The 24,813-nt window shown below is 44.7% G+C and carries 18 protein-coding genes; 6 read left to right on the top strand and 12 right to left on the bottom strand.

Annotated elements, in window-relative coordinates:
* Nucleotides 1–41: 41 nt before the first annotated feature.
* The 5 genes from DF182_RS26945 to DF182_RS26925 form a co-directional block, all read right to left on the bottom strand.
* Entirely contained in the window at nucleotides 42–2,588 is a 2,547-nt protein-coding gene (locus DF182_RS26945) for a hypothetical protein (RefSeq protein WP_147243561.1), read from the bottom strand.
* A gap of 236 nt (nucleotides 2,589–2,824) precedes the next feature.
* Nucleotides 2,825–4,567: a RagB/SusD family nutrient uptake outer membrane protein gene (locus tag DF182_RS26940; RefSeq protein ID WP_113618857.1), complete on the bottom strand. Its 1,743-nt coding sequence runs from the start codon at nucleotides 4,565–4,567 to the stop codon at nucleotides 2,825–2,827.
* Nucleotides 4,568–4,596: 29 nt separating this feature from the next.
* On the bottom strand, nucleotides 4,597–7,725 hold the full coding sequence (locus DF182_RS26935; RefSeq protein ID WP_113618856.1) for a SusC/RagA family TonB-linked outer membrane protein: 3,129 nt from the start codon (nucleotides 7,723–7,725) through the stop codon (nucleotides 4,597–4,599).
* Between the two features lie 289 nt (nucleotides 7,726–8,014).
* Nucleotides 8,015–9,187, bottom strand: a complete 1,173-nt coding sequence (locus DF182_RS26930) for an enolase C-terminal domain-like protein (protein ID WP_113618855.1) — start codon at nucleotides 9,185–9,187, stop codon at nucleotides 8,015–8,017.
* A 169-nt stretch (nucleotides 9,188–9,356) separates the two neighbouring features.
* On the bottom strand, nucleotides 9,357–11,498 hold the full coding sequence (locus tag DF182_RS26925) for a S9 family peptidase (RefSeq protein WP_113618854.1): 2,142 nt from the start codon (nucleotides 11,496–11,498) through the stop codon (nucleotides 9,357–9,359).
* Nucleotides 11,499–11,757: 259 nt separating this feature from the next.
* On the opposite strand from DF182_RS26925, the gene DF182_RS26920 reads away from it, so the two are divergent.
* Both DF182_RS26920 and DF182_RS26915 read left to right on the top strand, forming a co-directional pair.
* On the top strand, nucleotides 11,758–13,167 hold the full coding sequence (locus DF182_RS26920) for an APC family permease (protein ID WP_113618853.1): 1,410 nt from the start codon (nucleotides 11,758–11,760) through the stop codon (nucleotides 13,165–13,167).
* Nucleotides 13,168–13,238: 71 nt separating this feature from the next.
* A complete protein-coding gene (locus DF182_RS26915; RefSeq protein ID WP_113618852.1) occupies nucleotides 13,239–13,808 on the top strand; it encodes a site-2 protease family protein in 570 nt (189 codons plus the stop codon).
* A gap of 67 nt (nucleotides 13,809–13,875) precedes the next feature.
* Here the strand turns inward: DF182_RS26915 and DF182_RS26910 are convergent, their stop codons facing one another.
* From DF182_RS26910 to DF182_RS26890, 5 genes are all read right to left on the bottom strand, one after another.
* A complete protein-coding gene (locus tag DF182_RS26910; protein ID WP_113618851.1) occupies nucleotides 13,876–14,454 on the bottom strand; it encodes a YdeI/OmpD-associated family protein in 579 nt (192 codons plus the stop codon).
* Nucleotides 14,455–14,470: 16 nt separating this feature from the next.
* The gene (locus DF182_RS26905; RefSeq protein WP_113618850.1) at nucleotides 14,471–14,851 is read right to left on the bottom strand and encodes a DoxX family protein; all 381 of its coding nucleotides are present in this window, start codon (nucleotides 14,849–14,851) and stop codon (nucleotides 14,471–14,473) included.
* 36 nt (nucleotides 14,852–14,887) lie between these two features.
* Nucleotides 14,888–15,355 (bottom strand): SRPBCC domain-containing protein, encoded by a 468-nt coding sequence (locus DF182_RS26900; protein ID WP_113618849.1) that lies wholly within the window; start codon nucleotides 15,353–15,355, stop codon nucleotides 14,888–14,890.
* 1 nt (nucleotide 15,356) lies between these two features.
* On the bottom strand, nucleotides 15,357–15,680 hold the full coding sequence (locus DF182_RS26895; RefSeq protein ID WP_113618848.1) for an ArsR/SmtB family transcription factor: 324 nt from the start codon (nucleotides 15,678–15,680) through the stop codon (nucleotides 15,357–15,359).
* A gap of 184 nt (nucleotides 15,681–15,864) precedes the next feature.
* The gene (locus DF182_RS26890) at nucleotides 15,865–16,260 is read right to left on the bottom strand and encodes a hypothetical protein (protein ID WP_113618847.1); all 396 of its coding nucleotides are present in this window, start codon (nucleotides 16,258–16,260) and stop codon (nucleotides 15,865–15,867) included.
* A 466-nt stretch (nucleotides 16,261–16,726) separates the two neighbouring features.
* Here DF182_RS26890 and DF182_RS26885 point away from each other — a divergent pair, with 466 nt between their 5' ends.
* The 4 genes from DF182_RS26885 to DF182_RS26870 all read left to right on the top strand — a co-directional run bounded on the left by DF182_RS26885 (nucleotide 16,727) and on the right by DF182_RS26870 (nucleotide 21,652).
* On the top strand, nucleotides 16,727–18,922 hold the full coding sequence (locus DF182_RS26885; RefSeq protein ID WP_113618846.1) for an outer membrane beta-barrel family protein: 2,196 nt from the start codon (nucleotides 16,727–16,729) through the stop codon (nucleotides 18,920–18,922).
* A 123-nt stretch (nucleotides 18,923–19,045) separates the two neighbouring features.
* Nucleotides 19,046–19,756, top strand: a complete 711-nt coding sequence (locus DF182_RS26880; RefSeq protein ID WP_113618845.1) for an alpha/beta hydrolase — start codon at nucleotides 19,046–19,048, stop codon at nucleotides 19,754–19,756.
* A 160-nt stretch (nucleotides 19,757–19,916) separates the two neighbouring features.
* Nucleotides 19,917–20,777 carry a helix-turn-helix domain-containing protein gene (locus tag DF182_RS26875; protein WP_113618844.1) on the top strand — a complete coding sequence of 287 codons (861 nt, stop codon included), beginning with the start codon at nucleotides 19,917–19,919 and terminating at the stop codon, nucleotides 20,775–20,777.
* A 95-nt stretch (nucleotides 20,778–20,872) separates the two neighbouring features.
* On the top strand, nucleotides 20,873–21,652 hold the full coding sequence (locus DF182_RS26870; protein ID WP_113618843.1) for an alpha/beta hydrolase: 780 nt from the start codon (nucleotides 20,873–20,875) through the stop codon (nucleotides 21,650–21,652).
* A 69-nt stretch (nucleotides 21,653–21,721) separates the two neighbouring features.
* On the opposite strand, the gene ppsA is transcribed toward DF182_RS26870, so the two are convergent.
* A complete protein-coding gene (gene ppsA, locus DF182_RS26865; protein WP_113618842.1) occupies nucleotides 21,722–24,316 on the bottom strand; it encodes a phosphoenolpyruvate synthase in 2,595 nt (864 codons plus the stop codon).
* On the bottom strand, nucleotides 24,313–24,765 hold the full coding sequence (locus DF182_RS26860; RefSeq protein ID WP_113618841.1) for a MarR family winged helix-turn-helix transcriptional regulator: 453 nt from the start codon (nucleotides 24,763–24,765) through the stop codon (nucleotides 24,313–24,315). The genes ppsA and DF182_RS26860 overlap by 4 nt, the downstream gene beginning before the upstream one ends.
* Nucleotides 24,766–24,813 lie beyond the last annotated feature (48 nt).

Genomic DNA, 24,813 nt, shown 5'->3' with positions numbered 1-24,813 from the left:
TGTTCGAACAAATATAATCATTCAAATCAGAAATAATGGCACTAAATTTTCTCCGCCCGGCTTGTTACCGGCACCACCAGTTCGAGCCTGATCTTCTCATCCTGTGCAGCGTGTAACGCCGCCACAGAGAATGAATGCTGGCCATGCGCAATCCGCAAGGCTTTGTTCACTGCCACCTGCTCCAGCGGTTTACGGCCATTATCAGCCACATACAGTTTCCCGTTTTTGCAGATGACCAACTGCCCTGCTTTTATATTTTTATCAATCCGCAACTCGGTATTACCGGCCCATATAATCTTCATTCCATTTATAACAGCATCTTTGGGTCCGGTGACTTTGATAGAAAATTCCAGTGGCTGGTCTTCAAACTCATTGTTTACGGCGACTACCGCAGCGCCAGCGGTACAGGTCAGTTCCGGAAACCTGTTTTCTTTTACGGTATACAGCAGGAAGGAGCCGGCCCCTGTTTTCTCCAGATGGAATTTGTAGTTGAGGTCCTGGAGCTTTTCTTTCAGGGCCTTGCTGAATTTATTGGCAGCCCTTGCCTCTTCCCAGGTATGGATTGCCTTGAATATGGACGCCTTTTCAGCACTGGCTTCCACAGCCTGCTGACTCAAACCCAGCATGTACGTGGCATTCCAGCCAATGGATTTGGCTTCGAGGTTCTCCGCATCATACAGGCTCCAGTCCGACTGATAGTTTTGGATACCGAATGTTGCAGGAAAATAACTGCTTTCAAAAACGTACCGCATGTCTTTTCCTTCAATGCCCCATTTATTCAGTACAGGGCTGAACATATGATCACCGCCACCAACATTACAAACGCTCATATAATGCCAGCAGCCTTCCTGTACAGCACTACCCATTACCCGGAGATATTTCCCGCCGTTGCGGTAATAGCTGTCGAAAAGCCCGCGGAAAAAGCGTTTGAAGGAGTATTGACCATGTCCCTGATACATACAGCTTTCCAGGCCGTCGAAGTCGATATAGTCCATTTTGCCTTCTGTCAACCATTTACCGTAGTAGTCAGCATAAACATCCTGTAGTTTCAGATCAGGTGCAAAACCTCGGTAGCAGTTGGGTTGCAGCTTCACAATAGTGGTTCCGGCCTTGTAGGTTCCTTTCACCGTATGATGAAAACCTCTTTTCACTTTCAGGAAAGTATAGGGAAACGTATGGGTGATACCTTCGTATTCGATCAGCTCCTTTCCTATCTTCAAAACGTTGGTATGATTACCTTCCCAGCCACCGAATTCATTGAAATAGGCCGTATCAGCCACTGCGATGATGGTATCTTCCGGTAGAAGGTCTTTTGTAATCACCGTACGTTGCATGATAGCGAGGTTATCGTTGGGCACGGGAGCCACATCGCTGTTATCATCCGGCTGCAGAAACTCACAGAGCGTGTGCAATCCGTAACGGATGCCTTGCTGTTGCATCAGGGCACCAAATGCCGGGATGCTCATGGGAGCGGATCCGGCAAAACTTATCTGTTTCGTCTTCCAGCGGTTGGCGGGGTTGGGATAATATTCACCCCATCCTTCATCCTGTACCCCTTTGATATTAAGTTGACCGGCATAAGCAGCCAGACTGTCGTGAGGGCCCCACCACGCGATATCTGGCCGGAATCCTGCCGGGTCCTTGATCCATTTACCATCAATGGTAGGATGCGGCAGCCCTTCGGCCAGTACAATTTTTTCTATCGTATGCAGGCCCAGTGAATCGGGGCAGGCATACAGTGCAACGGAGGAACCGATAAAATCCGCTTCTGCAGGCGTTACCAGCTGATACCTGGCAGAATTGGCCTTACCTTCAATTCCTTCCGGGTAGTCCGGGAACCGGATCATCTGTTCTTTACGGCGGTCCCTGGAATGCATACAGATGCTTGCTCCATAAGCTGGTTCCAGCTTTGCGCCATTGCCGTAATTCATTCTGAAATATTCTTCCGGCTGGGAATAAAAGGCCACATCATTCACACCGTCACCACCGATGCTGAAAGTCTGTCCTTCTTTCAGATGCGCAGGCAGCGGATATTTCTGGGGATCGGGAGAATGTATGAAATAATACATGAAAGACATATCTCCTTCACTGGGCGGACCGCTGGTAGTGTTATCATCCAGCCCCAGGAGGCCAAATGCAAACTCCTTGTTCCTCACCACTCCGATCACATCTCCTATCAGCGCGTTGATCGTTGTTTTATACGGGCCCCATACGATATTGTCAATGTTATTCCTTGGGCTTAGCGACAAAAGCTTGAATTTGAGATACTCCGCTTGCTGGTCAATCCTGATCCTGGCTTCCGCTCCGTTGGCATATTTAAGTGACAGCTCTTTCTTTTGCGGGGAATATACTGCCTGTACAGGCAAGATGTATTGTTTCCCTGCATAAAGGCTCATCAGCGCGGAACTCAGCCCACGGGGACAGTACTCCTGTCCGTTTTTCCTGTTCCTGACAGAGGATATAAACCCCTTGTTATCGATCGTAACAGTTGCGTACTTCGTCTGTAACGTGGATTGCGCGCGAAGACATATTGTATACAACAATACTGGCAACAGTATCGTGATTAGTTTTAATCCACTGAAATTCATTTATAAAAATTTAGATGCCCGCCTCAAAATTAGCACTGGTAAGCCCCAACTAATTAACAAGAAATTATCCAATATTGATGATTTATTTGCCCATCCCTTATCCGGTGAAAGTATAAAGTCCAGCTATAACACATGCCTGGCGCACAACAACAAAGCCCCTCGTCAAAAAAACGGGGGCTTTGTAAAATCTGTTTTCCTGCCTCGGGAGAAACGGTCCCATCACTTAAAACAACCATCTATTGCATAGGATCAAAATCTCCGCCCCAGTTATTATTCTGTTTAAATAAGGGGTTTCGGTCCATAATCGACTTAGGAATACCGTAAATATAATACTGGTCTTTGATGGCGATATCAACAGCATCAGTGGTAATCACGGTAGTAGTAAATCTGTTCCACACCGTATTTATATCTGACAGCGGACTTACATCCGGTTGACCAGCATTCAGCAATACAGCGATACCATGGCGCTGAGGCAAGGCTCTCAGGTAATCAAACATCTTCCAGCGGCGTAAATCATCCATACGCTTACCCTCAAAACAAAACTCTACGAAACGTTCTTTCTGAAGCACTTTCCGGATATCGGGCTGCGCGACGGCAGTAATACCGTAATTATTGAGCGTACCCGGTAAAACGCCTGCACGGCCCCTGATCTGCTTTAATACATCCAATGCCACTGTCGTATTGCCTACTTCATTGGCACATTCGCCATAATTCATTAAAACTTCTGCATAACGGATTTCAATCCAGTCGACTGCTGCATTATACACCGTGCCTTTATCAATCGTTTTATCGATGGCTTTTATGCGATAAAAACTTGAATTAGACCACAGCGGGTCCTGTGTAACGCTGTTATGCACGCCTTCTAATCCGGTGGCACCACTGTAGTTTGTTATACTGGTGAAATAAGTCCACAGATAGGTTTTATCATCGCGCATTCCCTTTAAATATTGGTTGGGGGCTCCGTTATAATAGATATTGGCGTAGAAGCGGTCATCTCTGTTGAAAAACAGTGTATCATAACTCCTTGCCTGCGATTCCCACGCAGCGCCATCTTTCATCGGGAAAGCATTTACCAGTTCCAATGAAGGCCGGTCGGCGCCCAAATCATCTTTAGACCAGTTCAGCGGAATCAGCCCTCCCTGGAAATAGGTCGCCTGCGGATAGTTATATCGGCGCACCATTACCACTTCCTTGTTTAACTCATCATCCCAGATTTTGCTATATGGGCTATATAATCCCTTACCATGTGCATCTAAAAATTCTTTGGCTGCTTTATTGGCATCGAATGCCTTTTGCCAGGAAGCGATGCCGCCCAAGCCATTAAACAAAGGGCTGGCATAAAACAATAATACTCTTCCTTTAAAAGCCATAGCCACGCCTTTATCTATCCTGCCCATATCATTGTCTGTAAAAGCGTCGGGCAGCAAGGCAATCGCATTATCCAGATCTTTTAAAATCTGTGTTACACACGCCGATGTTTTATTGCGGGGCTTCTGTAGTGCTGTCAAATCTGTAGTAGGCGCCTGTGCGTCCAATATCAGCGGCACGCCGCCATAATTACTCACCATACTATGATAAGCCCAGGCCCTCCAGAACAGCGCCTGCCCTTTGATCTTGTCTTTATCTGCCTGACCAAATGCTGCCTTGTCAATATTGTCTAACAGGATATTAATGGTGCGTATATCACTATATCTACTAAACGTATTTCGTGAGTCGAAGGTAGCGGTGCCTCTCAGCCATTCATTGGTTTGCTTTTGATAGGGAACTCCTTCATCCGTTCCGTTGGCGCTGCCATAGGTATTTCCCGGCATCAGGCTTCCATAAATCTGATTTAAATAGGCAGTGGCCATGTTTACATCCGACCATACCTGGTCAGGACCTACGGCAGAAAGATTCGTTTTATCAAGCACCTTATTACAACCTGCCAATAAGCAGGAAACGCAAAAGGTGAGTATCGCTTTATTTAACTTATTCTTCATTTTTTTACTTTTTATAGTAACACACTTTTCTACAATCTGATATCTATACCAGCAGTAAAAGTTTTCGTGGTAGGATAGCTCATGAATCCTTTTATCTCCGGATCATACAACTTAAACTTCGTTATATTAAACAGGTTAGAACCTGCCACAAAAACCCTCACGTCTTTAACAGACAATTTGTTTAACACGATTTCAGGCAGCTGATAGTTAAGGTTCAGGTATTTCATCCGCAGGAATCCGCCGTTATATACGTTGAAGCTGGAAGTCCAGGTATAGCCGGCAGAATGTGGATCGCCCGATGGATATATTTTTGGCGTAGAGCCGTTGGGGTTATCAGTAGTCCATGAATCGGCATGGTATTGTGGTACCTTTCCTCCGCCACCAAAATTTCTCCCCCAGGGGTCATTGTAAAACAGCTTATATCCTGTAAGACCAGAGAATAAAGCGTCCACGGAAAAACCTTTATACGTCAATGATATATTCAGCCCATAACTAACAGGTGCATTGTCTGCTCCAAAATATTTACCCAGCACTACCTGGTCGTAGCTATCTACTTTATTATCGGGTTTTCCATTCGGGCCACTTAAATCCGCCAGCAACATATCACCTATAGCTGGAGCCACACCATTGACGGTATAACCGGCCGGTAATTTATTCAAATCATCCTGTGTGCGTATGATACCCAAAGCCTGGTAGCCATAGCCATATGACAACGTTTTGCCAATTGGGTTAGCGTAGTCCTGCGTATTGGCTGCCACATCTTTCCTGATCACCTTATTGGTAGCATAGGTGAATACGCCTTTCACATTGTAACTGAAGTTTTTGCCGATGTTATTATTGTAACCCAGCTCTACTTCAATACCGTTGGAATTCACTTTCCCGTAATTTTCCGGTGGTAAAGTCGAGCCAAACTCATTAGGAATAGCCAGTATACGAGTGCCTAATATGTCGTAGGACTTCCGTTTCCAGTAGTCGAAACTGAACCGGATATTTTTATATATCGTCGCATCTACTCCAACGCCAACAGAATTAGATTTTTCCCAGGTCAGGTTACTATTGGGAAGGCCTCCGTATGATAAGCGTGGAGCAGAAGTACCGGTAGCACCGAGATAATAGCTGCCGTCTGAAATAATATATTGCTCCATCCATCTCCATCTGGCGTTGGGATCGTCTTTATCGAGGATGTCATTACCGGTAGTGGCGTAGGAGCCTCTCAGCTTCAGGAAATCGATATTACGACCGAGCGCGGATGACTGGAAAAATCCTTCTTTGGAAATCACCCAACCCGCAGATACCGATGGAAACCAACCCCATCGTTTGTCGGGAGCAAAGTTGGTAGAACCATCTCTTCTGACAGAAGCACTGAAAAGGTATTTGGCATCATAATCATAGTTCAGTCTTCCGATATAGGACAATCTTCCAATCTGACCTTCATTACCGCCTGTTGACCAATCGGCGTTGTTGGCGCTGGTGTATAAAAACTGATCCATCGCGATGAGCGGGAAGTTATACCGCGTCAAACCAAATTTATTCGAGTAACCCTCGTACTGCTCATACACAAACAGTGCTCCCAGGGTATGCTTACCGAATGTCCGGTCGTAGTTAACCTGCGTATTCAACTGGTACGCATCCGATTTCTCGTATGTATTCCCTAAATACGGTGTACCCGGATCTCCGCTTAATACGGAACCCACCAGTGTATCCGTGTAAATCAGGCCATTAGGACCGGTTTTCTTAAAATTATACAGCGTCTGCTTCTTAGCAAAGGTTTTTACATAGCTGTTGTCAAAGTTCCTGCTGTAGGTCCCTTTTACACTCAGTCCCTCTACAAAAGGTATTTTATACTCCGCGGTAATCAAGGCATCTATCTGCTGATTATTGTTACGCCAGTAGCCTCCATTTCTCATCATCTCTATAGGATTTCCCAACCAACCCGGATTATTCGGTTTACCATTTATATATGGCGTGGCAAAAACATCCCAGTACAATAGTTTACCCCATAGATTATCCAGGTCATCAGAAGCATAATCGTATGTAAAGTTGAATCGATTACGGGTACCATAGCTGGTACCCAGATTTAAGCCAAGGGTAAGGTTTTTCACCAGATTGGCCTGTACATTACCCCGCAGGTTATATTTTTTATAGGATACCTGTGGCAGGAAACCATCTTCATTCACATAGGAGCCTCCAATGTACGCCCTTATTTTTTCATTACCCCCCGAAGCGCTCAGTGCATACCGCTGACTGGAAGGATTGGTATAGGCGGCTTTGTAATAGCTATCACCGTTGGGATTATTTTTCAACACCCAGTTAATTTCTTCATCACTCAGGCCCCCATTCACGGCTTTTGTCAAATTCAGTCCGTCTTTCACTGGCATGTATTGGGGCAATGCACCTACACGTTGGGCGTTGTAAGTGGCATTGAAATTTATCACCGCCGCCCCACTCTTACCGGTTTTTGTGGTTACCAGGATGGCGCCGTTGGACGAGCGGGAACCATAGATAGCTGCGGAAGAGGCGTCTTTCAGAATAGTAATATCCGCCACTTCATTAGGGTCCAGTGCGTCGAAACTTGTTTTATCCCTTACCACCCCATCAATCACATACAAAGGCTCTACAGCACTGTTACTAAAGGAGGAGCGGGCCCGCACTTTGACCGTTGAGCCAATACCAGGTGTACCTGTCGGTGAACTGATAAAAACACCGGATAAACGTCCTGCCAGCGCATTTGATAGGTTAGTAGTGGGAACAAGCGCTATATCCTTCGCATTCATGGAAGAAACAGCAGCCGTCATTTTAGTCTTCTTCTGCGTGCCATACCCTACTACTACCACATCTGACAGTTCTGTAGCAGCCGTGTGCAATTTAATCGTCAGCGGCGTAGTACCGGCCATCACAAAAGCAGTACGAAAACCGGTCATCGTTATTTTAAGCCGGCTGCCAGGAGGAACATTTAACTCAAAGCGCCCTTCCGGATTGGTAATGGCCCCGTTTTTTATATCCCCTTCCTGGTTGATTGTTGCGCCAGGCAATGGCGCTCCCACGGAATCGGTCACCAGACCTTTGACGCTCACTTTGTTCTGGGCATATGTACCGGTAGCCTGTAGGACAATACACAACAATGCGATCGCCCAAAGAAACGATTTAGATTGGTTCATAAACTAAATTAAATAGGTAGCTAATAATTTGTGGAATTCGGCCGAATAAGTATTGTGCTCAGATAACGTGAAATAACATTGTATGTAAAGCTCCTTTTTTATTACGCTTTAAACCACCATAAATTTGCCGATTAACGATGTTTTATTTGCTGTGACATTCAGCCATAACACCCATCAGCACTATATTACACAACAATAGATCATTCTAAAAAAAACGAGCCCCTTCATTACGAAGAGGCTCGTTTTTCTTTAGGAAACCTTATTATATCAACTGCATTATTTATCTTCTTCAAACAGATACGATAGGCATATATTTATCCAAACGTTCACTTTCCCATTTAAAAGATCTGAGGACCAGATTCTTTTTATTGCAATACTCCCAATCTACTTTTACCGGGAAGCCGGGTATTTCAGACAATATCAGGTTGCCGTTTTTCAACACCGGCTGTACTTTAAAATAATCCTGTATACCATACATCAGTGAATAAAGGTACTCCACCTGACATTGTTCATGCGCCGTGGCCACCAAAGCAGCCGTATACCAGGGATATCCACCGGAAGAGAATTCGATATTTTCACGGGAGGCCAGGTCTCTTACACTCATCAGTTCCTGTACACTGCCTATCTGGGTAGCTACCGGCTGCAAATGCCTGACACCCGCATTCACAAGGGCCGGGAATACCAGTGCAGATCGTTCAGATTCCCCGTAGGAAACAGGAACTGTTGTCAGGCTACATAACTTCCCGATCTGGTCCAGAGAGGCGGAATGGACTGGTTCTTCCAACCAGGAGATATCAGCGCTTTCCACTTTGTCCAGAAAAAGAAGTGCTTCGTCGCAAGTCCATACCTGATTGGCATCCACCGCAAGACGGGCATTTTTACCCAGCAGGTTCCTTACAAATTTCACCCGCTCCACATCCTCCATCATCCTGCTGCCATGTACCCTTCCTATTTTCATTTTATAACAATCCACACCTGCATCCAGGAAATAACCCACCTCTTTTTCCAGCTCTTTTAATGTATAGTTAGCCCCTCCACCGCTGCCATAAATCTTCACTTCATTTCTGTTTGCACCCAGATATCTGTGCAATGGCATTTTACTGCGTTGGGCCGCTATATCATGCAGTGCCAGATCTATCTGACCAAGCAGCGCGGAAGCCGGCCCCCTGAATCCTTCGTTGCGGATAGACCAGTACATCCTGTTGTACAGATCGGCATATGGTATGCCCCCACTATGTAATAGTATCGGCAGCAAACACGTTTCCAGGATATTGTTGTACGCGCTGTATATCGGAGCCTCTCCTATAAAACCGTCCTGGTCTTCCAGGGAAAGGACTGCAATACCTAATCCCTGAAAAGGTCCCATCGTAGCATCCTCGAAGGGAGTGACTGCTTTTGCCTGTTTCAGCACGCTGATCTGTGCACACTTAATGTTAAAAAACTCACCACCTATCCTTTGCATCAGAGCTGGTTTTGGTATATGTTACTTTGTGTAGCACCGCTCTTACAGGAAACAGGTGCTTCAACAAATTTAAATGTAGCACCTGTTTATTAGTAAGTTCATTTTAACCAATACCTATGTTTTATTTGCCCTGACATACATTGCAGTAATGAAGCCTGCATACTGTATTTTATTCATTATTGTTTCTGTCAGGAGGCGTTGTTCCTAACAGGTAGCGTACAAAAAAATCGCTGCGTTTATTGCGGCCATAAGGGCCGCCATCACTATGTCCCATACCCGGGATTGGGAGGAATTCGAAAGTCTTGTTGTTTTTAATCAGCGCATTAATGACGCGGTAAGTCGATTCCGGTGGCACGTTGGTATCAGCCTCTCCTACTATCAGGAGCAGATCGCCTTTCAGTTTACCCGCGTTGGTAACATTAGACTGTTCTTCATAATGTTTGCCTACAGGGTATCCCATCCACTGTTCGTTCCACCATTGTTTATCCACGCGGTTATCGTGGCAACCGCAGGAGGCTACTGCTGCTTTGTAAAATTCAGGATGGAAGAGCAGGCCACCGAGTGCATTTTGTCCGCCGGCAGAAGTGCCGTACAGCCCCACCCTGGCGGTATCCACAAATGGATATTTTGCAGCGAGGGCTTTGATCCACAGAATACGATCCGGAAATCCTGCATCCACCAGGTTTTTCCAACATACATCATGAAATGCCTTGGAACGGTTGGCAGTGCCCATGCCATCTATCTGTACCACTACAAAGCCCAGGTCTGCGAGGCGTTGCATTTCTATATAATAACTCATAAAACTCTTGGGTACATAAGCGTCCTGCGGTCCGGCATAAATATTTTCGATCACCGGATACAACTTAGTACTGTCATAATCTGAAGGGCGGCACATCATTCCCCATATATCTGTTTTACCATCCCTGCCCTTTGCAGAGAAAGCCACCGGAAAAGGCACTCCTGTAGGCTGCCACGCGCTAAGGTCGGTTCTTTCAAGTACCGTGATGAGTTTGGCATCCAGCGTACGACGCAGTTCATTGACCGGGGGCACATTCACCTGTGAGTATTTATCGATATAATATTTTCTGTCGGGAGAAAAAAACACCTGATGATTCCCTCTTGCAGGCGTGAGCTTTACCAGGTTATTACCGTCAAAGCCGATGCGGTAGTGATGGATGAAGTATGGATCTTCATCCCGCTCCATTCCGCCGGCACGGAACCATATCTCCCGTTTTTTTGCGTCCACGCTGTCGATGCTCCGAACAACCCATTCACCTTTGGTAATCTGATTCTTTACAACGCCGGTGAGGGTATTGACCAGGTACACATGGCGCCAGCCGTCTTTTTCAGAGGTCCATAACATTTCGTTCGTTTCCGGCAGGTAGTGGGTATAGATGCGGGGTTCATAAAGAAAAGTAGTGGTTTGCTCATCGAGTATGGCGCGGGTGGCGCCGGTAAGCGCATCCACTTCCATCACGCGGAAACGCTGATTGCCGCGATCTATCTTTTCATATAAAAAATAGCGGGGATCCTTATGCCGCCAGTGCAGGACAGGCGGGCCGTAGAAATCCAGTGCTGCAGCATTTACCGCTGTCACTTTTTTATCTGCCACGGAAAAGATGTGCATCCTATACGCAGGGAAAGGATCTCCGGGCTGCTTATAAGGCTGTGAGCGCAGTTGTCCGCGGGTGGTGCCGGCAACGTCTGTAAGCACGTAATAGACTGATGAATCTATTACCCGACGGGTAAGATAACCGACGAAGTACCGGCTGTCCGGTGACCAGGCGAATGCTTCATAACGTGGAGCATCGCTGCTGTCGGCGCCATTACTGGTGAGCTGCAGCAATGTACTGTCTTTAGCGGATTGAAGAAATACATTACCATGAATGCTTCTGGCGATCCACTGCCTGTCGGGTGACAGAGAATCGGCTTCAAAGTCTCTCCATCGTGCAGGCCCCTCCTGCTGTGGCTGCGGTGTGGTAGCGGCCGGCAGCTGCCTGAGTCTGGCCGTGTCCTGTACTTCTTCCTTACGACCGGAAGAAGCCTGTACCAGGTAATATATCTTTGATGTGTCTTTGCTACTGTTAACCGTATACCAGAATTTTTCTCCGCCCGGGAGCCAGTTGGCCTCCACATTATGCCGGGATATTTTCTTTCTGGTAATGCTGTCCAATAGCTGTACTTTGTGGTAACGTTGCACCATTTCCAGATGGGTAGGCTGATAGGGCGTTTGTGCTATCCGTTGTGCCAACAGGGTTCCGCCAGGCAGGCAACACCAGGCGAGGATTCCCAAAAATTCACTGTATCTCATAAGTATATCCTGTGCTATCAAAAGTAAGTAAGTCGTTTTCCTTAACCCTTAAATATAGCCACGGCAAAATGCTGTTTTTAAACAGTTATTGACGACTTATAGGCATATTTTAACCTAAATCCCGTCTGAGAAACAGGTTTGTGATGACAGACCACAGTTGCAAAATCTGCACACTATTGGTTAATAATCGGATAGTACCGGGGCGCTGATCGCTGTATTTTAGAAATAGTTACTATCAGCAACACCAAAACTAAACGCTATGCCAGAAAACCCTTCGTTCCGGCCTTCGCTGAAATTGCTCGACGCCACCATGATCGTGGCCGGCAGCATGATCGGTTCAGGTATTTTTATTGTGAGTGCAGACATTACCCGCCATACCGGCAGTGCCGGCTGGTTGCTGCTTGTATGGCTAATCACCGGATTTATGACCCTGACGGCCGCTCTGAGTTACGGAGAACTGAGCAGCATGTTTCCCCGGGCAGGCGGACAATATGTATACCTCAAGGAAGCCTATAATCCTATGACAGCATTTTTGTATGGCTGGAGTTTTTTTGCAGTGATACAAACCGCCACCATAGCTGCTGTTGGCGTAGCCTTTGCCAAATTCACCGCCTATCTCCTTCCGTTCTTCAGCGAAGAAAATGTACTGCTGAACCTGGGTTTTATGGATATCACCGCCGCGCAACTGCTTTCCATTGCCGTTATACTGCTACTCACGTATATGAATACACGTGGTATTGAAGGCGGTAAAGTTATCCAGACCACGCTCACACTCACCAAACTGGTAAGTCTTTCCGGGCTGATAATATTCGGTCTGATAGCTATGAAACGGGATGTATGGCAGGCCAACTGGCAACAGGCATGGGAGTTGCATCCACTCAGTGCAGACGGCACGGCGGCATCTTATACCGCCCTCGCCTCCCTCGGCGCCATTGCCGCGGCCATGGTAGGGTCTGTGTTCAGCAGTGATTCGTGGCATAACGTAGCCTTTGTAGCAGGAGAGATCAGAAACCCCAAACGCAACATCGGCCTGAGCCTGTTTCTGGGCACCGCCATCGTCACCATTATCTACCTGCTAACCAACATCACCTACCTGAGCATACTCCCCCTTCATGAAATAGCTTACGCCCCTAAAGACCGTGTAGGCGTTGCCGTATCACAGGTTATATTCGGACAGGCAGGCACTTTCATCATCGCACTGATGATCATGATCTCCACCTTCGGCTGCAACAACGGACTGATACTGGCCGGAGCCCGCGTATATTACACCATGGCCAATGATGGCCTTTTCTTTAAAAAAGCCGGACAGCTCAACAAAGCAGCCGTCCCCTCCTTCGCGCTGTGGATACAATGCCTCTTCGCCAGCATCTGGTGTCTTAGCGGCCGCTATGGCGACCTGCTGGACATGATATCTTTTGTGGTCGTCGCCTTTTATATGCTCACCATTGCAGGCATATTTATCCTGCGCTTTAAAAGACCGGATGCAGAACGTCCTTACAAAGCATTTGGTTATCCCCTGTTACCTATACTTTACATTGTGATGGGACTCGCATTTTGCGGGCTGCTGTTTGTATTTAAACCACGATTTACCTGGCCCGGCCTGCTGATCACGCTTTCAGGTATACCTATTTATAAATTACTGAAGAAAAAAGAGGAAGCTGGCTTATGAGTGCACACAGGTGTTCAATTTAAATATCCTATTTTCGTCCTCAACATTTATTCACCTATACCCTATTTATCTTGAGCAAGGACTTACTGATATTTTTACTCCTCTCTGTGCTGTTTTTTATAGTACGCTTTTTTACTATCCTGATACATGAACTGGGACATGCCATTCCTGCGATCATTTTTACCCGGCAGCGGGTTATTGTCTACATTGGCTCTTACGGCGAAGACGATAGAAATATACAATTCAATATAAGCCTGCTGGAAATAAATATAAAACGTAATCCACTTTCGTGGAGAAGGGGAATATGCTTCGCTAATCATGAAGATATGACCATCCGGCAAAAAACTATCCTTGTGCTGGCTGGGCCATTATCTTCTTTTATCATTGCGGGAGTAGCTGCTTTGATCGCATTCACATTTGATATGCATGGCTCTGTCAAATTAGTATTCAGCATCTTTCTGCTTTCCGCTGTAATAGATCTGTTCACCAATCTGTATCCCAGAACCATACAGCTCCACAACCACAGGATCCTGCATTCTGATGGCAGATTGCTACTGAATTTGTTCCGGTCCTGGTCTTATGAACGATCCATTGTGAAAGGAAATAATCTTCATAAGAAAAACAAATTAAGGAAAGTGTAACAACAATATAAAGACGGGGGCCGACCCAATAGTATGGTCAGCCCCCAATCAAAAAAATAATATCTTATCAATCATTCAATCCTTTTCCCTCCAGAATCTGTTCGATACATTTTTCAATTCTTGATTCCCGGGTTTTGGATTGTTTGGGGGCAGAAAAATACAGGAGATATCCTCTTTGCCGTCCTGGTGTCAGGGCTTCAAAAGCGGCTTTTAAAGCAGGCATTTCATCCAGTTTATGCTGAAACTCTTCCGGCATATTGAACTCCGGCGTTTTTTTATACTTCACTGCTAACCCGGCCTTTTCCACTTCAATAGCTTCATAAATATAGGCTTTCACAATGGGCGCCATTTTCACTAATTCCTTGAGACTGGTGAACCGCAGCTGGCGCGCGGCCTGCACATTTTCCGTTTGCTGCACCAACAAACCATTTACATCACCCAACAAGGCTCCTTTAAAAAACAGTACCGCACAATAATCCTTAAAGCCATGTATTAACACGATGTTATTGTTCTGATAGGTGTAACAGGGAACACTCCATTTTAATTCTTCCGTCAGTCCACAGTCAAGAATAATGGTTCTCAACTGCTCAAATTCCTTCTCCCATTTTTCAGCTTTATCAAAAAACCAATCAACTTTAGAATTCATGTTGTTCACTAATTTATTAATTAACGGAAAGTACTTTTCTGTCTACAGGTCTGAAATACCATGAAATCGCAGTCAGTGTAAGCAACAGCAGGGAAGGAAATATTTCCTTCATAGGGTCACCTGATATGATATGAGAAACCAGGGCTCCTGACATTACAAAGAAAAAGCCCGCATAAGCCCACTCCTTCAGTAAAGGAAACTTAGGAACAAGTATGGCTATTACTCCCAAAATTTTCCATACACCTATAATTGTCATAAAATAGGCAGGATAGCCCAGATGTGTCATATAATCCGTTTCGGTTTTCATTTTAAGCACCTGTACCATTGCAGTGGATAACATACCTAGTGCCATCCAGAGTGTAGCGATCCAATAGATGATTTTATTCCTTTTAGTCATGGTCAATTAATTTAAATGTGTGAAGGATATAGCGGATTATTTCAGTTTATGAAGAATTTCTTCGAGGCGTTTGTGGGCCATGTTGATACCTTGTCTAAAAGGCATCTTCAGCACCTGGTCTCTCTGCGCCACGGATTCGTATATGACATGCATGTTGAGTTTACTGGTGTCGTCGCTGAGTGCTTCGAACTCATAAACTTCGAGCTGAACACCAAAGGGCGTATTCTCCATTTCAAAAGTCCGGATGATTTTCCGGGCCGGAATCAGTTCATGGATCACACCATTGGCTCTCATGGCCACGTTTCCGTGAGGATCTGAGGTTTCAATCTGCCAGCTGCCGTACTTTTTGCTTTCAAGTTTTAATACTTTCGTTCCCATCCATTGCTCCACAATATCCGGCTCTACATACGCCCTGAAAAGCAGATCTACCGGCAAATCAAACTCTCTCGTAATTACTAAGTCGATTTTGCCGTCTTCGGCATTGACTTTGGTCTTTTGTTCCATGCTATTTTTTTGTTTTGTAGGTTTTCATGATGTCTTCCAGTTTATTAAACCTGTCGTCCCACATTTTGCGGAAGGGTTCTATAAAATCGGCTACTTCTTTCATTTTTTTTGCATTGAGGTGATAATAAATTTCCCTTCCGTTCTGCTCCTGTTCAAGTAACTCACATTCAGTAAGTATTTGCAGATGTTTGGAAATAGTCGGCCTTGCCGTATCAAAATTGGAGGCTATTGCCCCCGCCGTCAAGGCCTGCGAAGCAACCAACAATAGTATAGCTCTTCTTGTCGGGTCTGCTATCGCTTGAAATACATCTCTTCTTAAATTCATTGCGTAGCTATTTGACTACAAATATATATGTAGTCATTTAACTACACAAATTTTTTTTCAGAAAAATTTCATATTAAAATATTATCATATTTATTATTTGTTAGTTAAAATAAACCTGATGATAAAAAAATGACAAGTCAATATTTGTTGACTTGTCATCTAATATTTTCCGGCAGCAGATAAGTTATGGACGCTTCACTACTTTGGCAGCCACATAAGCAAACAATCCCTGCACCAGACCGGAAACAACACCTACAAACGGCCCGGTCATCAGCATCATTAACCGTGGACTATCCGGCATCGGCATTTTCGCCATCATTTCGGCTTCCTGCAGATGCCAGGACAGGTAAGTTTTATATAACAGTATATGCACTGCCGTTATCCATACACAGTTAAAAAGACTAAGTATAAATCCGTGCAGAAAAAACTTCGAGGTACAATACTTCGCGATGAAATATGCGCAGATAATAAAAATAGCCATCCAGCAGAAAGGTTCCACATTGGAAGGAATAAAATAAACAGTGCCCAGCGCCATCGCCAGACCGAAAAACGATAACTTAAAAATTAAGCTCCAATTCATATATAACAGTTTAGGTTTGTCTCAACAGGAAATGCTCGGTATTCACAGGACTCAGTAGTGATTCTGACGCTAAATATACATTTATTCGTAGCGTTTTAAATGGATTTTATTCTTTCCCTTGCTTTAAATTTAGTGTTATCGCTGCTGCATCGTGATAAATTTAATCTTTTCAAAATCAAAAAACAACGGCACAACATCAATATGCCATTTCTCCCAGGCATATTAAACGGGCATCCAGGCATAAATCCCCCATATATATGGAGAAAGCACACATCAAGGAATATATCATCGCTGGCAACACGGCATTAAAGTAGTCGTGTTCACATGATAACCTGACCAAATCCAATACCATTAAAGCATTCCGGGCTTTTATTTATCAATTGCAATACATATATTCCGCTTTATGGTTGGATGAATCAGGATGCTTTTTTCGACTGTCATTTATTAAACTATCTATTTTTCCCGTATGAAATATTTAATACCTTTTTATTTTTTACTTATCTGCAGTAGTCACACTTTCGCTCAGGAAAAAAACCTTCCGGCAAAACCAGCTGTAGCTAGCCAGGATAGCAGCAAATCTCTCAGAGAAGTAAACATAGTTGCGCAAAAACCTTTCATCGCTATTGACAAGAATAAAATCATTTTATCTATTGACAAAAATAAAGTGGCCGGACAATCTGTTGCAGACATACTAAAAAAGGCTCCCGGCATCACCATTCAAAACAATATCATTCTCTTTGAAGGCAGACCCATAACTGCCCAGATGAAAGGGAAGACTATTCATTTAACCCTCTCAACACTAACAGACTTCCTGGGCGCGACGGCTGCCACCACCATCAATGAGATAGAGATCATAACGGTACCTCTCTCAAACGTAGACGCATCCGCCACCAGCGCGATCATTAATCTGAAACCGGCCAAAATCCTGGCCAACGGGTACAACGCCAACCTCAACCTTAAAATTGGCACCAGGTCAGAATTTGGAAATGGCGGCATAGGAACCTCTGTTAATTTTAAACACAATAAACTCTCGGGCCTGGCTGCCATCAATTATTCCAGAGACCATCAGCTGAGTAAAGAAGATGTCTCCCGCAACTTAACGCCTACAGAAAAAAACAAGACGTCTTTGATACATGAACTCAACAGCAGTAAAAGTCAACCGGAAAACATACCGTTATCACTGAGCCTGGAATATGCATTGAGCCCCCGAAGCCAGATAGGAACAGTCGTAAACGCCCTGTTTTCCAATACCCCAACAGATCGGTACAACACATCATCGATCTTCCTTCATCCCCTATCCACCAATGTTGCCGATTCACTGATCACCATGCCTGGTACTCAAAAAAAACAAGGTCAGTCAGGTGCCATAGACCTATACTATAGATTAAAACTGGATACAGCAGGCCAGGAACTAAACTTCAACACAGCCTATTCAAAAGGACATAGCACCTTTAGTAACTCGCAGGACTATGACTATTTCCTGACCGACGGCAGTTCCTATCAAACAACATCCAGTCTTAACCAGTCCTCTGTCATGGATTTAGTTACCAAAAGTATTCAGGTAGACTATACCAAACCAATCCGGAAAATAAAACTGGAATCCGGATTAAAGTATGGCTGGACCAGTGTTAACCAAAACCTGCATCAAACTATAACCAACCCTAACGGCTCTACGCAATTGAATGACGAACCTGCCTATGATGAAAATATCTTCGCGGGATATGTAAACCTGTCCGGAGCCATCGGTAACACCAGCTATTCAATTGGTGTAAGAGGAGAAAACACTGCAATTAAATCATTCCCCATAGATATCTATGGAAGCATAAACAGAAGCTATTTCGAAGTATTTCCCACCTTACTTTTTTCCAGGAGGGCAGGGAAAAGCAGCTTTGTATTGAGTTATAAAAGAAGTATTGAAAGACCTCGTTTTTCCAGATTGACAAATTTCAAATATTACATGAGTCCTTTCTACTATTATACCGGTAATCCCGGCTTACAGCCTTATTTCCAAAATGCCACCAGGTTTTCCTGGACCTTCAAAAATAAATTTCAGGTAGTAGCCAGTTATACCTGGTACAAAAACAACATGCTGGAATATGCAGAACTGGACACCATCAACAATGTTACCAGAGGATTGATTGCTAATAACGGAGACTTTAAAAGTGCTATTCTGAATCCAAATTATTTTGCCAACATTACCCAATGGTGGTACACCAACACCGGCTTCAGAATCATGCAAAGGCACCTTAACTTCGTCTCCAATCAACAATCAACCAGCTTAGACAACACAAACTTCAGCGTTAATACATCAAACACCTTCACCCTTTCCAAAAGCGTGAAATGCGAGCTTTATGCTTACTATAATTCTCCTACTTATTATAGCGCCTCCAAAACAGGCGAGTTTTACTTTGTGGATGTAAGCATCTTCAAAAATGTATTGAAGGGAATGGGACAGCTTTCTCTTTCCGTAAGCGATATTTTTTTTACGAATATTTCAAAGTCTGATGCCCAATATGCACTTATCAGCTATAAATCCAGCAACAATTGGGATAGCCGGAATGTTCTTTTAGGGTTCAATTACCGGTTTGGCAGCAAAAGTTATAAAAGTAATCAGTTAAAGAAGTCTTCAGCCACCGATGATATTAAAAGCAGGTCATATTGACCTGCGATTTCCCCCAAAGGGAAATAATCACAACTTATCGGGTAATTCACTCACTGCCCATGCCGGTTTTTCGAACCATCTTTGTATCGTCAATCCAAACAAAAACCTTCAAAATCTAACAAAATGAAAAATCAGGCAAACCTCCCAGCAGTAAAAAACATCGTTTTAGTACACGGCGCATTCGCTGATGGCTCCGGTTACAAAAGTCTCTATCAATCCCTTACCCAACAAGGATATACCGTTACTATCGTACAAAATCCACTAACTTCTCTGGCAGACGATGTGACTGCGACCAGGGTTGCACTGGACGCCCAGGATGGCCCTGCCATCCTCGCCGGGCACTCCTGGGGCGGCGCTGTTATTACGCAGGCGGGCAACCATCCCAATGTGGCAGGACTTGTTTATATCGCAGCCTTCCAGCCAGATAATAATGAGTCTGCATTGCAGTGGTTTCAGAGCATGCAGCCAGCTCCTGAAAATGGGGTACTTCCTCCAAATGAAAAAGGAATTGTTTATTATGATAAAGCCAGGTACCATGCCGGTTTCTGTGCAGATCTGAGTGAAGAAGATGCCGCCTTCATGTATGCTTCACAAGGCGCATTTTATGCCGAATGTTTTGTTACCCCGATCACCGATGCCGCCTGGAGAAACAAACCCACTTATGGCATCGTTGCTACAGACGACAAAAGTATCCATCCGGATATCCAGCGTAATATGTACAAACGCTCCAACACCAGAGTGACAGAGATCAAAGGCAGCCATGCTGTTTATATTTCACAACCACAAAAAGTAGCTGCTGTTATTGTTGAAGCAGCACAGGAAGCATCCCTTTAACAACATATATTCCAGCTTATAACACAGGCCCCATTTGCTACTAGCGGCAAATGGGGCCTGTGTTATAAGGGGAAACTAAAATTTTGGTCTTCGATTGATCTTTCGTACTTTAAAGACGAAACGGGGCACCATATTTTGCTAATCATTCATCTAACTAACAATGAGGCTTACACTAAGGGAGGAGAACACCGGTGGGGAACTGTTGCTTTTTAAGGAAGAAGCAGGTTTTGACAGATTATTTTTTACCAGAGACCGGTTCAATAAGTATTTTACGATTGCGTGGAACCCGGGAGAAAGCCAGACTGTTACCATTGATGGAACTGACTATGAATTCCCGGCCAATACCCTCCTGACTCTTTTGTTTAACCAGACATTCAGTTTTGAAAATTCAGCAGACATCGTTGCCTGGCAGTTTAACCGGGAATTTTATTGTATTATCGATCACGATAGTGAAGTGAGCTGTGTTGGTTTCCTCTTTAGTAGTACCGATCATTTGTTCATAAAGCTGGGTGATCAGGCCCGACAAAAACTACAGCTCCTATCCGATGTTTTCACGGAGGAATTCAGGACTTCAGACCATATCCAGAGCGAAATGCTGCTGGTATTGTTAAAACGACTGATTATCTATGTAACGCAGCTGGCAAAGCTGGGATATACGCCCACCAAAAAGCTGCAGGATGAAAGGTTTCATATTATCCGAAAATTCAACCTCCTTGTTGAAGCCAATTTCAAGACAGAACACTCCGTTAGCTTTTATGCCGGGCAGCTTTGCAAATCGCCCAAAACCCTGTCTAATCTTTTTGCCATCTACAATCAGAAGACTCCTTCCCAGATCATCCAGGAAAGGATTACGGTGGAGGCTAAACGACTTTTGCGTTACACCGACAAATCGATTAAACACATCACCTTTGAGCTGGGTTTTGAAGATGTACCCTATTTCTCCAACTTCTTCAAAAAGAACGCCGGAGCATCGCCTTCCGATTTCAGAAATGCCGCAGTAATATCCAATGAAGGGAAATAATCACAACTAATCGGGCAATGTGCTCATAAACGATGGCTGCTTTTCGTCTCATCTTTGTATCGTTGATTCAAACAAAAACTTCAACGAAATAAAAAATGAAAAAGCAATCCTTACTCAGCACATTAAAAGCCGGTATCATAGCCCTCTTCACCTTAGCCGGCACAACTACAGCAACTACTGCGCAAACCGTAAAAAATGTAGTGTTGGTACATGGAGCCTTTGCTGATGGTTCTGGTTATAAGGGAGTTTATGAAGCCCTTACCAAACAGGGTTTCCATGTTACAGTGGTACAAAATCCATTAACTTCTCTGGAGGACGACGTAACAGCTACCAAACTTGCACTGGATGCTCAGGATGGTCCTGCTATCCTTGCCGGCCACTCCTGGGGAGGTGTTGTTATCACGCAGGCCGGTAACCACCCCAAAGTTGCGGGATTGGTTTATATCGCGGCTTTCCAGCCAGACAACAATGAGTCTGCCATACAATGGTTTCAAACTGCCAAACCCGCTCCTGAGAATGGCGTACTGCCTCCGGATGAGAAAGGCATCGTTTACTATGATAAAACAAAGTTCCATGCAGGTTTCTGTGCTGATTTGAGTAAGGAAGAAGCGGCATTCATGTATGCCTCACAAGGTGCCTTTTACGGTAAATGTTTTGCGACTCCTGTCACTGCTGCCGCCTGGAGAAACAAACCCACCTATGGCATCATTGCTACAGAAGACAAAAGTATTAACCCTGACATCCAACGTAATATGTACAAACGATCCAACACTAAGGTTACTGAGATCAAAGGCAGTCACGCTGTTTATGTATCACAACCGCAGAAAGTAGCCGCTGTCATTATGCAGGCCGCCAAAGAAGTGTCCGGCAAATAAAACCCAGGAACGTTTTATTATAAAATAAAGAATCGGGGTTATAAGCCCCGGTTCTTTGTTTTTATCAACCTATAGTATTTCCACATATCCGCCTGTTCCATTCACCCGGATGCGCTGTCCGTCTTTGATCAGCCTGGTCGCGTTCTCCACTCCCACCACTGCCGCCAGACCGTATTCCCGCGCTATGACGGCTCCATGGGTCATCAATCCACCCACTTCAGTGACCAGACCTTTTATGGCTACAAATAACGGTGTCCAACTGGGGTCAGTAAAAGCAGTCACCAATATATCTCCCTCTTCCAGCTCAGCATCTTCCATGTTTAAGATAACACGGGCCCGCCCTTCTATTATTCCGGAAGAAACAGGCAGCCCTGCAATAGCTTCCGCAGGGATATTTTCCCGTTTATACTTCCCCGTTATAATTTCACCATCAGATGTGATAACCCGTGGTGGCGTCAGTTTTTCATACCATTTGTACTCCTCTTTTCGTTTGCTGATGATCTGGTAATCCAGTTTATTGGTACGTACTACCTCCTGAAATTCTTCAAAAGTGAGATAGTATACGTCTTCCTTTTCCTGGATGGTACCGGCCTGCACAAGCTGTTCTGCTTCCTTTAGCAAAGCCTGCTTATAAACGAAGTAATGATTTACAATGCTGTATTTCGGATACTCACGATAACCACTAAAATTTCTGATCAGGTCGATCTTTCGTTTTGTTTCATCTGCTTTTTGTTCGCCATCCGGTAATAGTTTCAGTCGCTCCAATAACGATTGTTCTTTACTGAAAGCTTCCTCTAGTCCCTGCTCAAATTTTCGTTTGCCGGCGCCAGGCTCAAAGTTTCTGATATTACTGAGTATCATGGAAATGAGTGTGGCGGGCTTTTCGCTCCAACGCGGTTTAGTAAAATCGATTTCCCCGGCACAACGCATTCCATACTTGTTAAGATAAGCGTAAAGCGTATCCCTGATCTCCTGTCCACCTTCAAATTGAATCAGTCCATCCAGGAAGTTCTCATCTTTTACGTGTTGTAAATAGTCTGTTACTTCGCGATAAGGACGTATCACATCTGCAACATCCATCAGTGCCAGTCCCATTTCCGAAGTAATATTGTTGGGTACGGATTGAGAAAGTTTATCCGCTACATTTTTTTCACCCAACCACGCATTCATCCTTTCATTGATCCATGCAGAAGCATTAATAGCAGCTATAATCACCCGTATACTGCCCGCATCAAACATCGTCTTCCTCAGTTGCTGTAAATCTTCCCGGATAAAATCAAATAATCCCGGTCCGGATTTCCCTTGGATGTTTTGTTTTAACCCTTCCAGCGATGTTTCACAGCACTTTATCAAATCAGCAACGATGGCCGGATCGTTTTCGATGGTTGCCTGAAGATCCAATCTTGGCGGATGACTTTTAGCATCCGGTTCTTCGTTCTCTTTTATAAAATCTTCCCGCTCCATGATAATCAGGAGCGCATCTTTTATAAGCGGATCGGATTGTCCGATGGTATTCAGCAAATATTCTCTGCCAGCCGGTGTAGACAGATTAGGCGCCACATCAACAAACAATCTTCCTCCTGCAGTACGCATGCGGGCGGGCGTAAATAGCAGGAAAAAAGACAATCCCAGTGGTTTTATGGGATCAGTCATCATTTGCTGATGCCCTACAGATACATAGACATGATTTTCAGCATCATTAGTTTCAGGAATGGGATATAAAGTAGTGATAGGCCTGCTCTGGACAATATAACAGGTATCATCTGCCCAACACCATTCGATATCCTGAGGATGACCGAAATGTGCTTCGATCTTTCTGCCTATGCGTTCAAGCTGCAAAATCTGCTCATCCGTCAGGACCTGACTGTTCTGCCACTCAGGCTCCAGCGCTTGTTGCCTGGTGCCTCCTTCTTTCACTGCATAAATAGCCAGTTTCTTAGTGGATATTTTCTTGTCGATTATCTTACCATTACTCACCTTATAACTATCTGCATTCACCAGACCGGAGACGAGTGCCTCTCCAAGTCCGAAGCCCGCATCAATAGACACCACCTTCCTGCTGGATGTGACAGGATCGGCAGTAAACAATATTCCTGCCGCCTGTGGAAAGACCATCTTCTGAATAAGCACAGACAGATATACTTTACGATGATCAAAACCCTGCTGAAGACGGTAAGTCACTGCCCGCTCCGTAAACAGCGAGGCCCAGCACCTGCTGACATGCTGCAGGATGGCCGCTTTTCCGATGATGTTCAGATACGTATCCTGCTGGCCGGCAAAAGAGGCTGCCGGCAAATCCTCTACAGTGGCGCTGGACCGTACCGCATAGGCATTTTTTTCACCAAGTCGGAAAAGGTGATGGGAGATCTCTTCACTAATATCTTCAGGGATAGTCACTCCTTCAATAACACTACGGAGCTCCCGGCTTAATTCAGCGATCTTCTCCCGGTCTTCCGTTTTTAGCAATGATAACCGATCCAGTAATTCGTATATGGATGGCGTTTCCTCCATGATTCGCCTAAAGGCTTCCGTGGAGATACAAAATCCATCCGGCACCTGCACTTCTTCTATCCTGGAAAGCTCTCCCAGGTTCGCGCCCTTTCCCCCCACCATGGCCAACTTTGTCTTATCGACTTCCTGAAAACCAAGTATATAGGAACTCATATTTTTAGTTTATCTGTTGTTTCATTCATTATTTCGATTGCTTTTGAGAAGTAGGTTTCAAGCACCTTGACATCCTTGTTGGAGAATGAAGCAATCAGTTTTTCTGACTTGTTCCGGAATTCTTTGTAAAGCGGCACTAAAAGCGCATTGATGTTATCCGTATTGGGTTCGATGATCACCTTCCGTCTGTCGTTTTCAGCAAACTGTCTTTTTACCAGGTTTTTCTTTTCGAGTCTGTCTATCAGACCTGTTACAGCTCCGGTGGTCAGGCCTGTTAAAGCCGCCAGCTCGCCTGCCGTCATTTGCCCCTTTTGTATTAAAAACCCTAAATATTTGTGGTCGGTACCCGTGAGTCCTGCCTTTCGGCCGATGGCTTCGTGCATCTGAATAGAGGTATATGCATGCAGCTGGCTCAGTTTCCTTATTTTTTTGAGCAAGTCTTTATCCATCTTATATCTTATTAACTAAATATCTTAGCTACTAAGATACTATTAATT

The sequence above is a fragment of the Chitinophaga flava genome (assembly GCF_003308995.1).
In the GTDB taxonomy this organism is placed as follows: Bacteria; Bacteroidota; Bacteroidia; order Chitinophagales; family Chitinophagaceae; genus Chitinophaga; species Chitinophaga flava.
This window is presented reverse-complemented; position numbering and strand designations above follow the sequence as displayed.

Bases quoted from the DNA above. Each gene is read 5' to 3' on its own strand.
- DF182_RS26945 (WP_147243561.1), bottom strand. From the start codon at position 2,588: ATGAATTTCAGTGGATTAAAACTAATCACGATACTGTTGCCAGTATTG.
- DF182_RS26940 (WP_113618857.1), bottom strand. From the start codon at position 4,567: ATGAAGAATAAGTTAAATAAAGCGATACTCACCTTTTGCGTTTCCTGC.
- DF182_RS26935 (WP_113618856.1), bottom strand. From the start codon at position 7,725: ATGAACCAATCTAAATCGTTTCTTTGGGCGATCGCATTGTTGTGTATT.
- DF182_RS26930 (WP_113618855.1), bottom strand. From the start codon at position 9,187: ATGCAAAGGATAGGTGGTGAGTTTTTTAACATTAAGTGTGCACAGATC.
- DF182_RS26925 (WP_113618854.1), bottom strand. From the start codon at position 11,498: ATGAGATACAGTGAATTTTTGGGAATCCTCGCCTGGTGTTGCCTGCCT.
- DF182_RS26920 (WP_113618853.1), top strand. From the start codon at position 11,758: ATGCCAGAAAACCCTTCGTTCCGGCCTTCGCTGAAATTGCTCGACGCC.
- DF182_RS26910 (WP_113618851.1), bottom strand. From the start codon at position 14,454: ATGAATTCTAAAGTTGATTGGTTTTTTGATAAAGCTGAAAAATGGGAG.
- DF182_RS26905 (WP_113618850.1), bottom strand. From the start codon at position 14,851: ATGACTAAAAGGAATAAAATCATCTATTGGATCGCTACACTCTGGATG.
- DF182_RS26900 (WP_113618849.1), bottom strand. From the start codon at position 15,355: ATGGAACAAAAGACCAAAGTCAATGCCGAAGACGGCAAAATCGACTTA.
- DF182_RS26895 (WP_113618848.1), bottom strand. From the start codon at position 15,680: ATGAATTTAAGAAGAGATGTATTTCAAGCGATAGCAGACCCGACAAGA.
- DF182_RS26890 (WP_113618847.1), bottom strand. From the start codon at position 16,260: ATGAATTGGAGCTTAATTTTTAAGTTATCGTTTTTCGGTCTGGCGATG.
- DF182_RS26885 (WP_113618846.1), top strand. From the start codon at position 16,727: ATGAAATATTTAATACCTTTTTATTTTTTACTTATCTGCAGTAGTCAC.
- DF182_RS26880 (WP_113618845.1), top strand. From the start codon at position 19,046: ATGAAAAATCAGGCAAACCTCCCAGCAGTAAAAAACATCGTTTTAGTA.
- DF182_RS26875 (WP_113618844.1), top strand. From the start codon at position 19,917: ATGAGGCTTACACTAAGGGAGGAGAACACCGGTGGGGAACTGTTGCTT.
- DF182_RS26870 (WP_113618843.1), top strand. From the start codon at position 20,873: ATGAAAAAGCAATCCTTACTCAGCACATTAAAAGCCGGTATCATAGCC.
- ppsA (WP_113618842.1), bottom strand. From the start codon at position 24,316: ATGAGTTCCTATATACTTGGTTTTCAGGAAGTCGATAAGACAAAGTTG.
- DF182_RS26860 (WP_113618841.1), bottom strand. From the start codon at position 24,765: ATGGATAAAGACTTGCTCAAAAAAATAAGGAAACTGAGCCAGCTGCAT.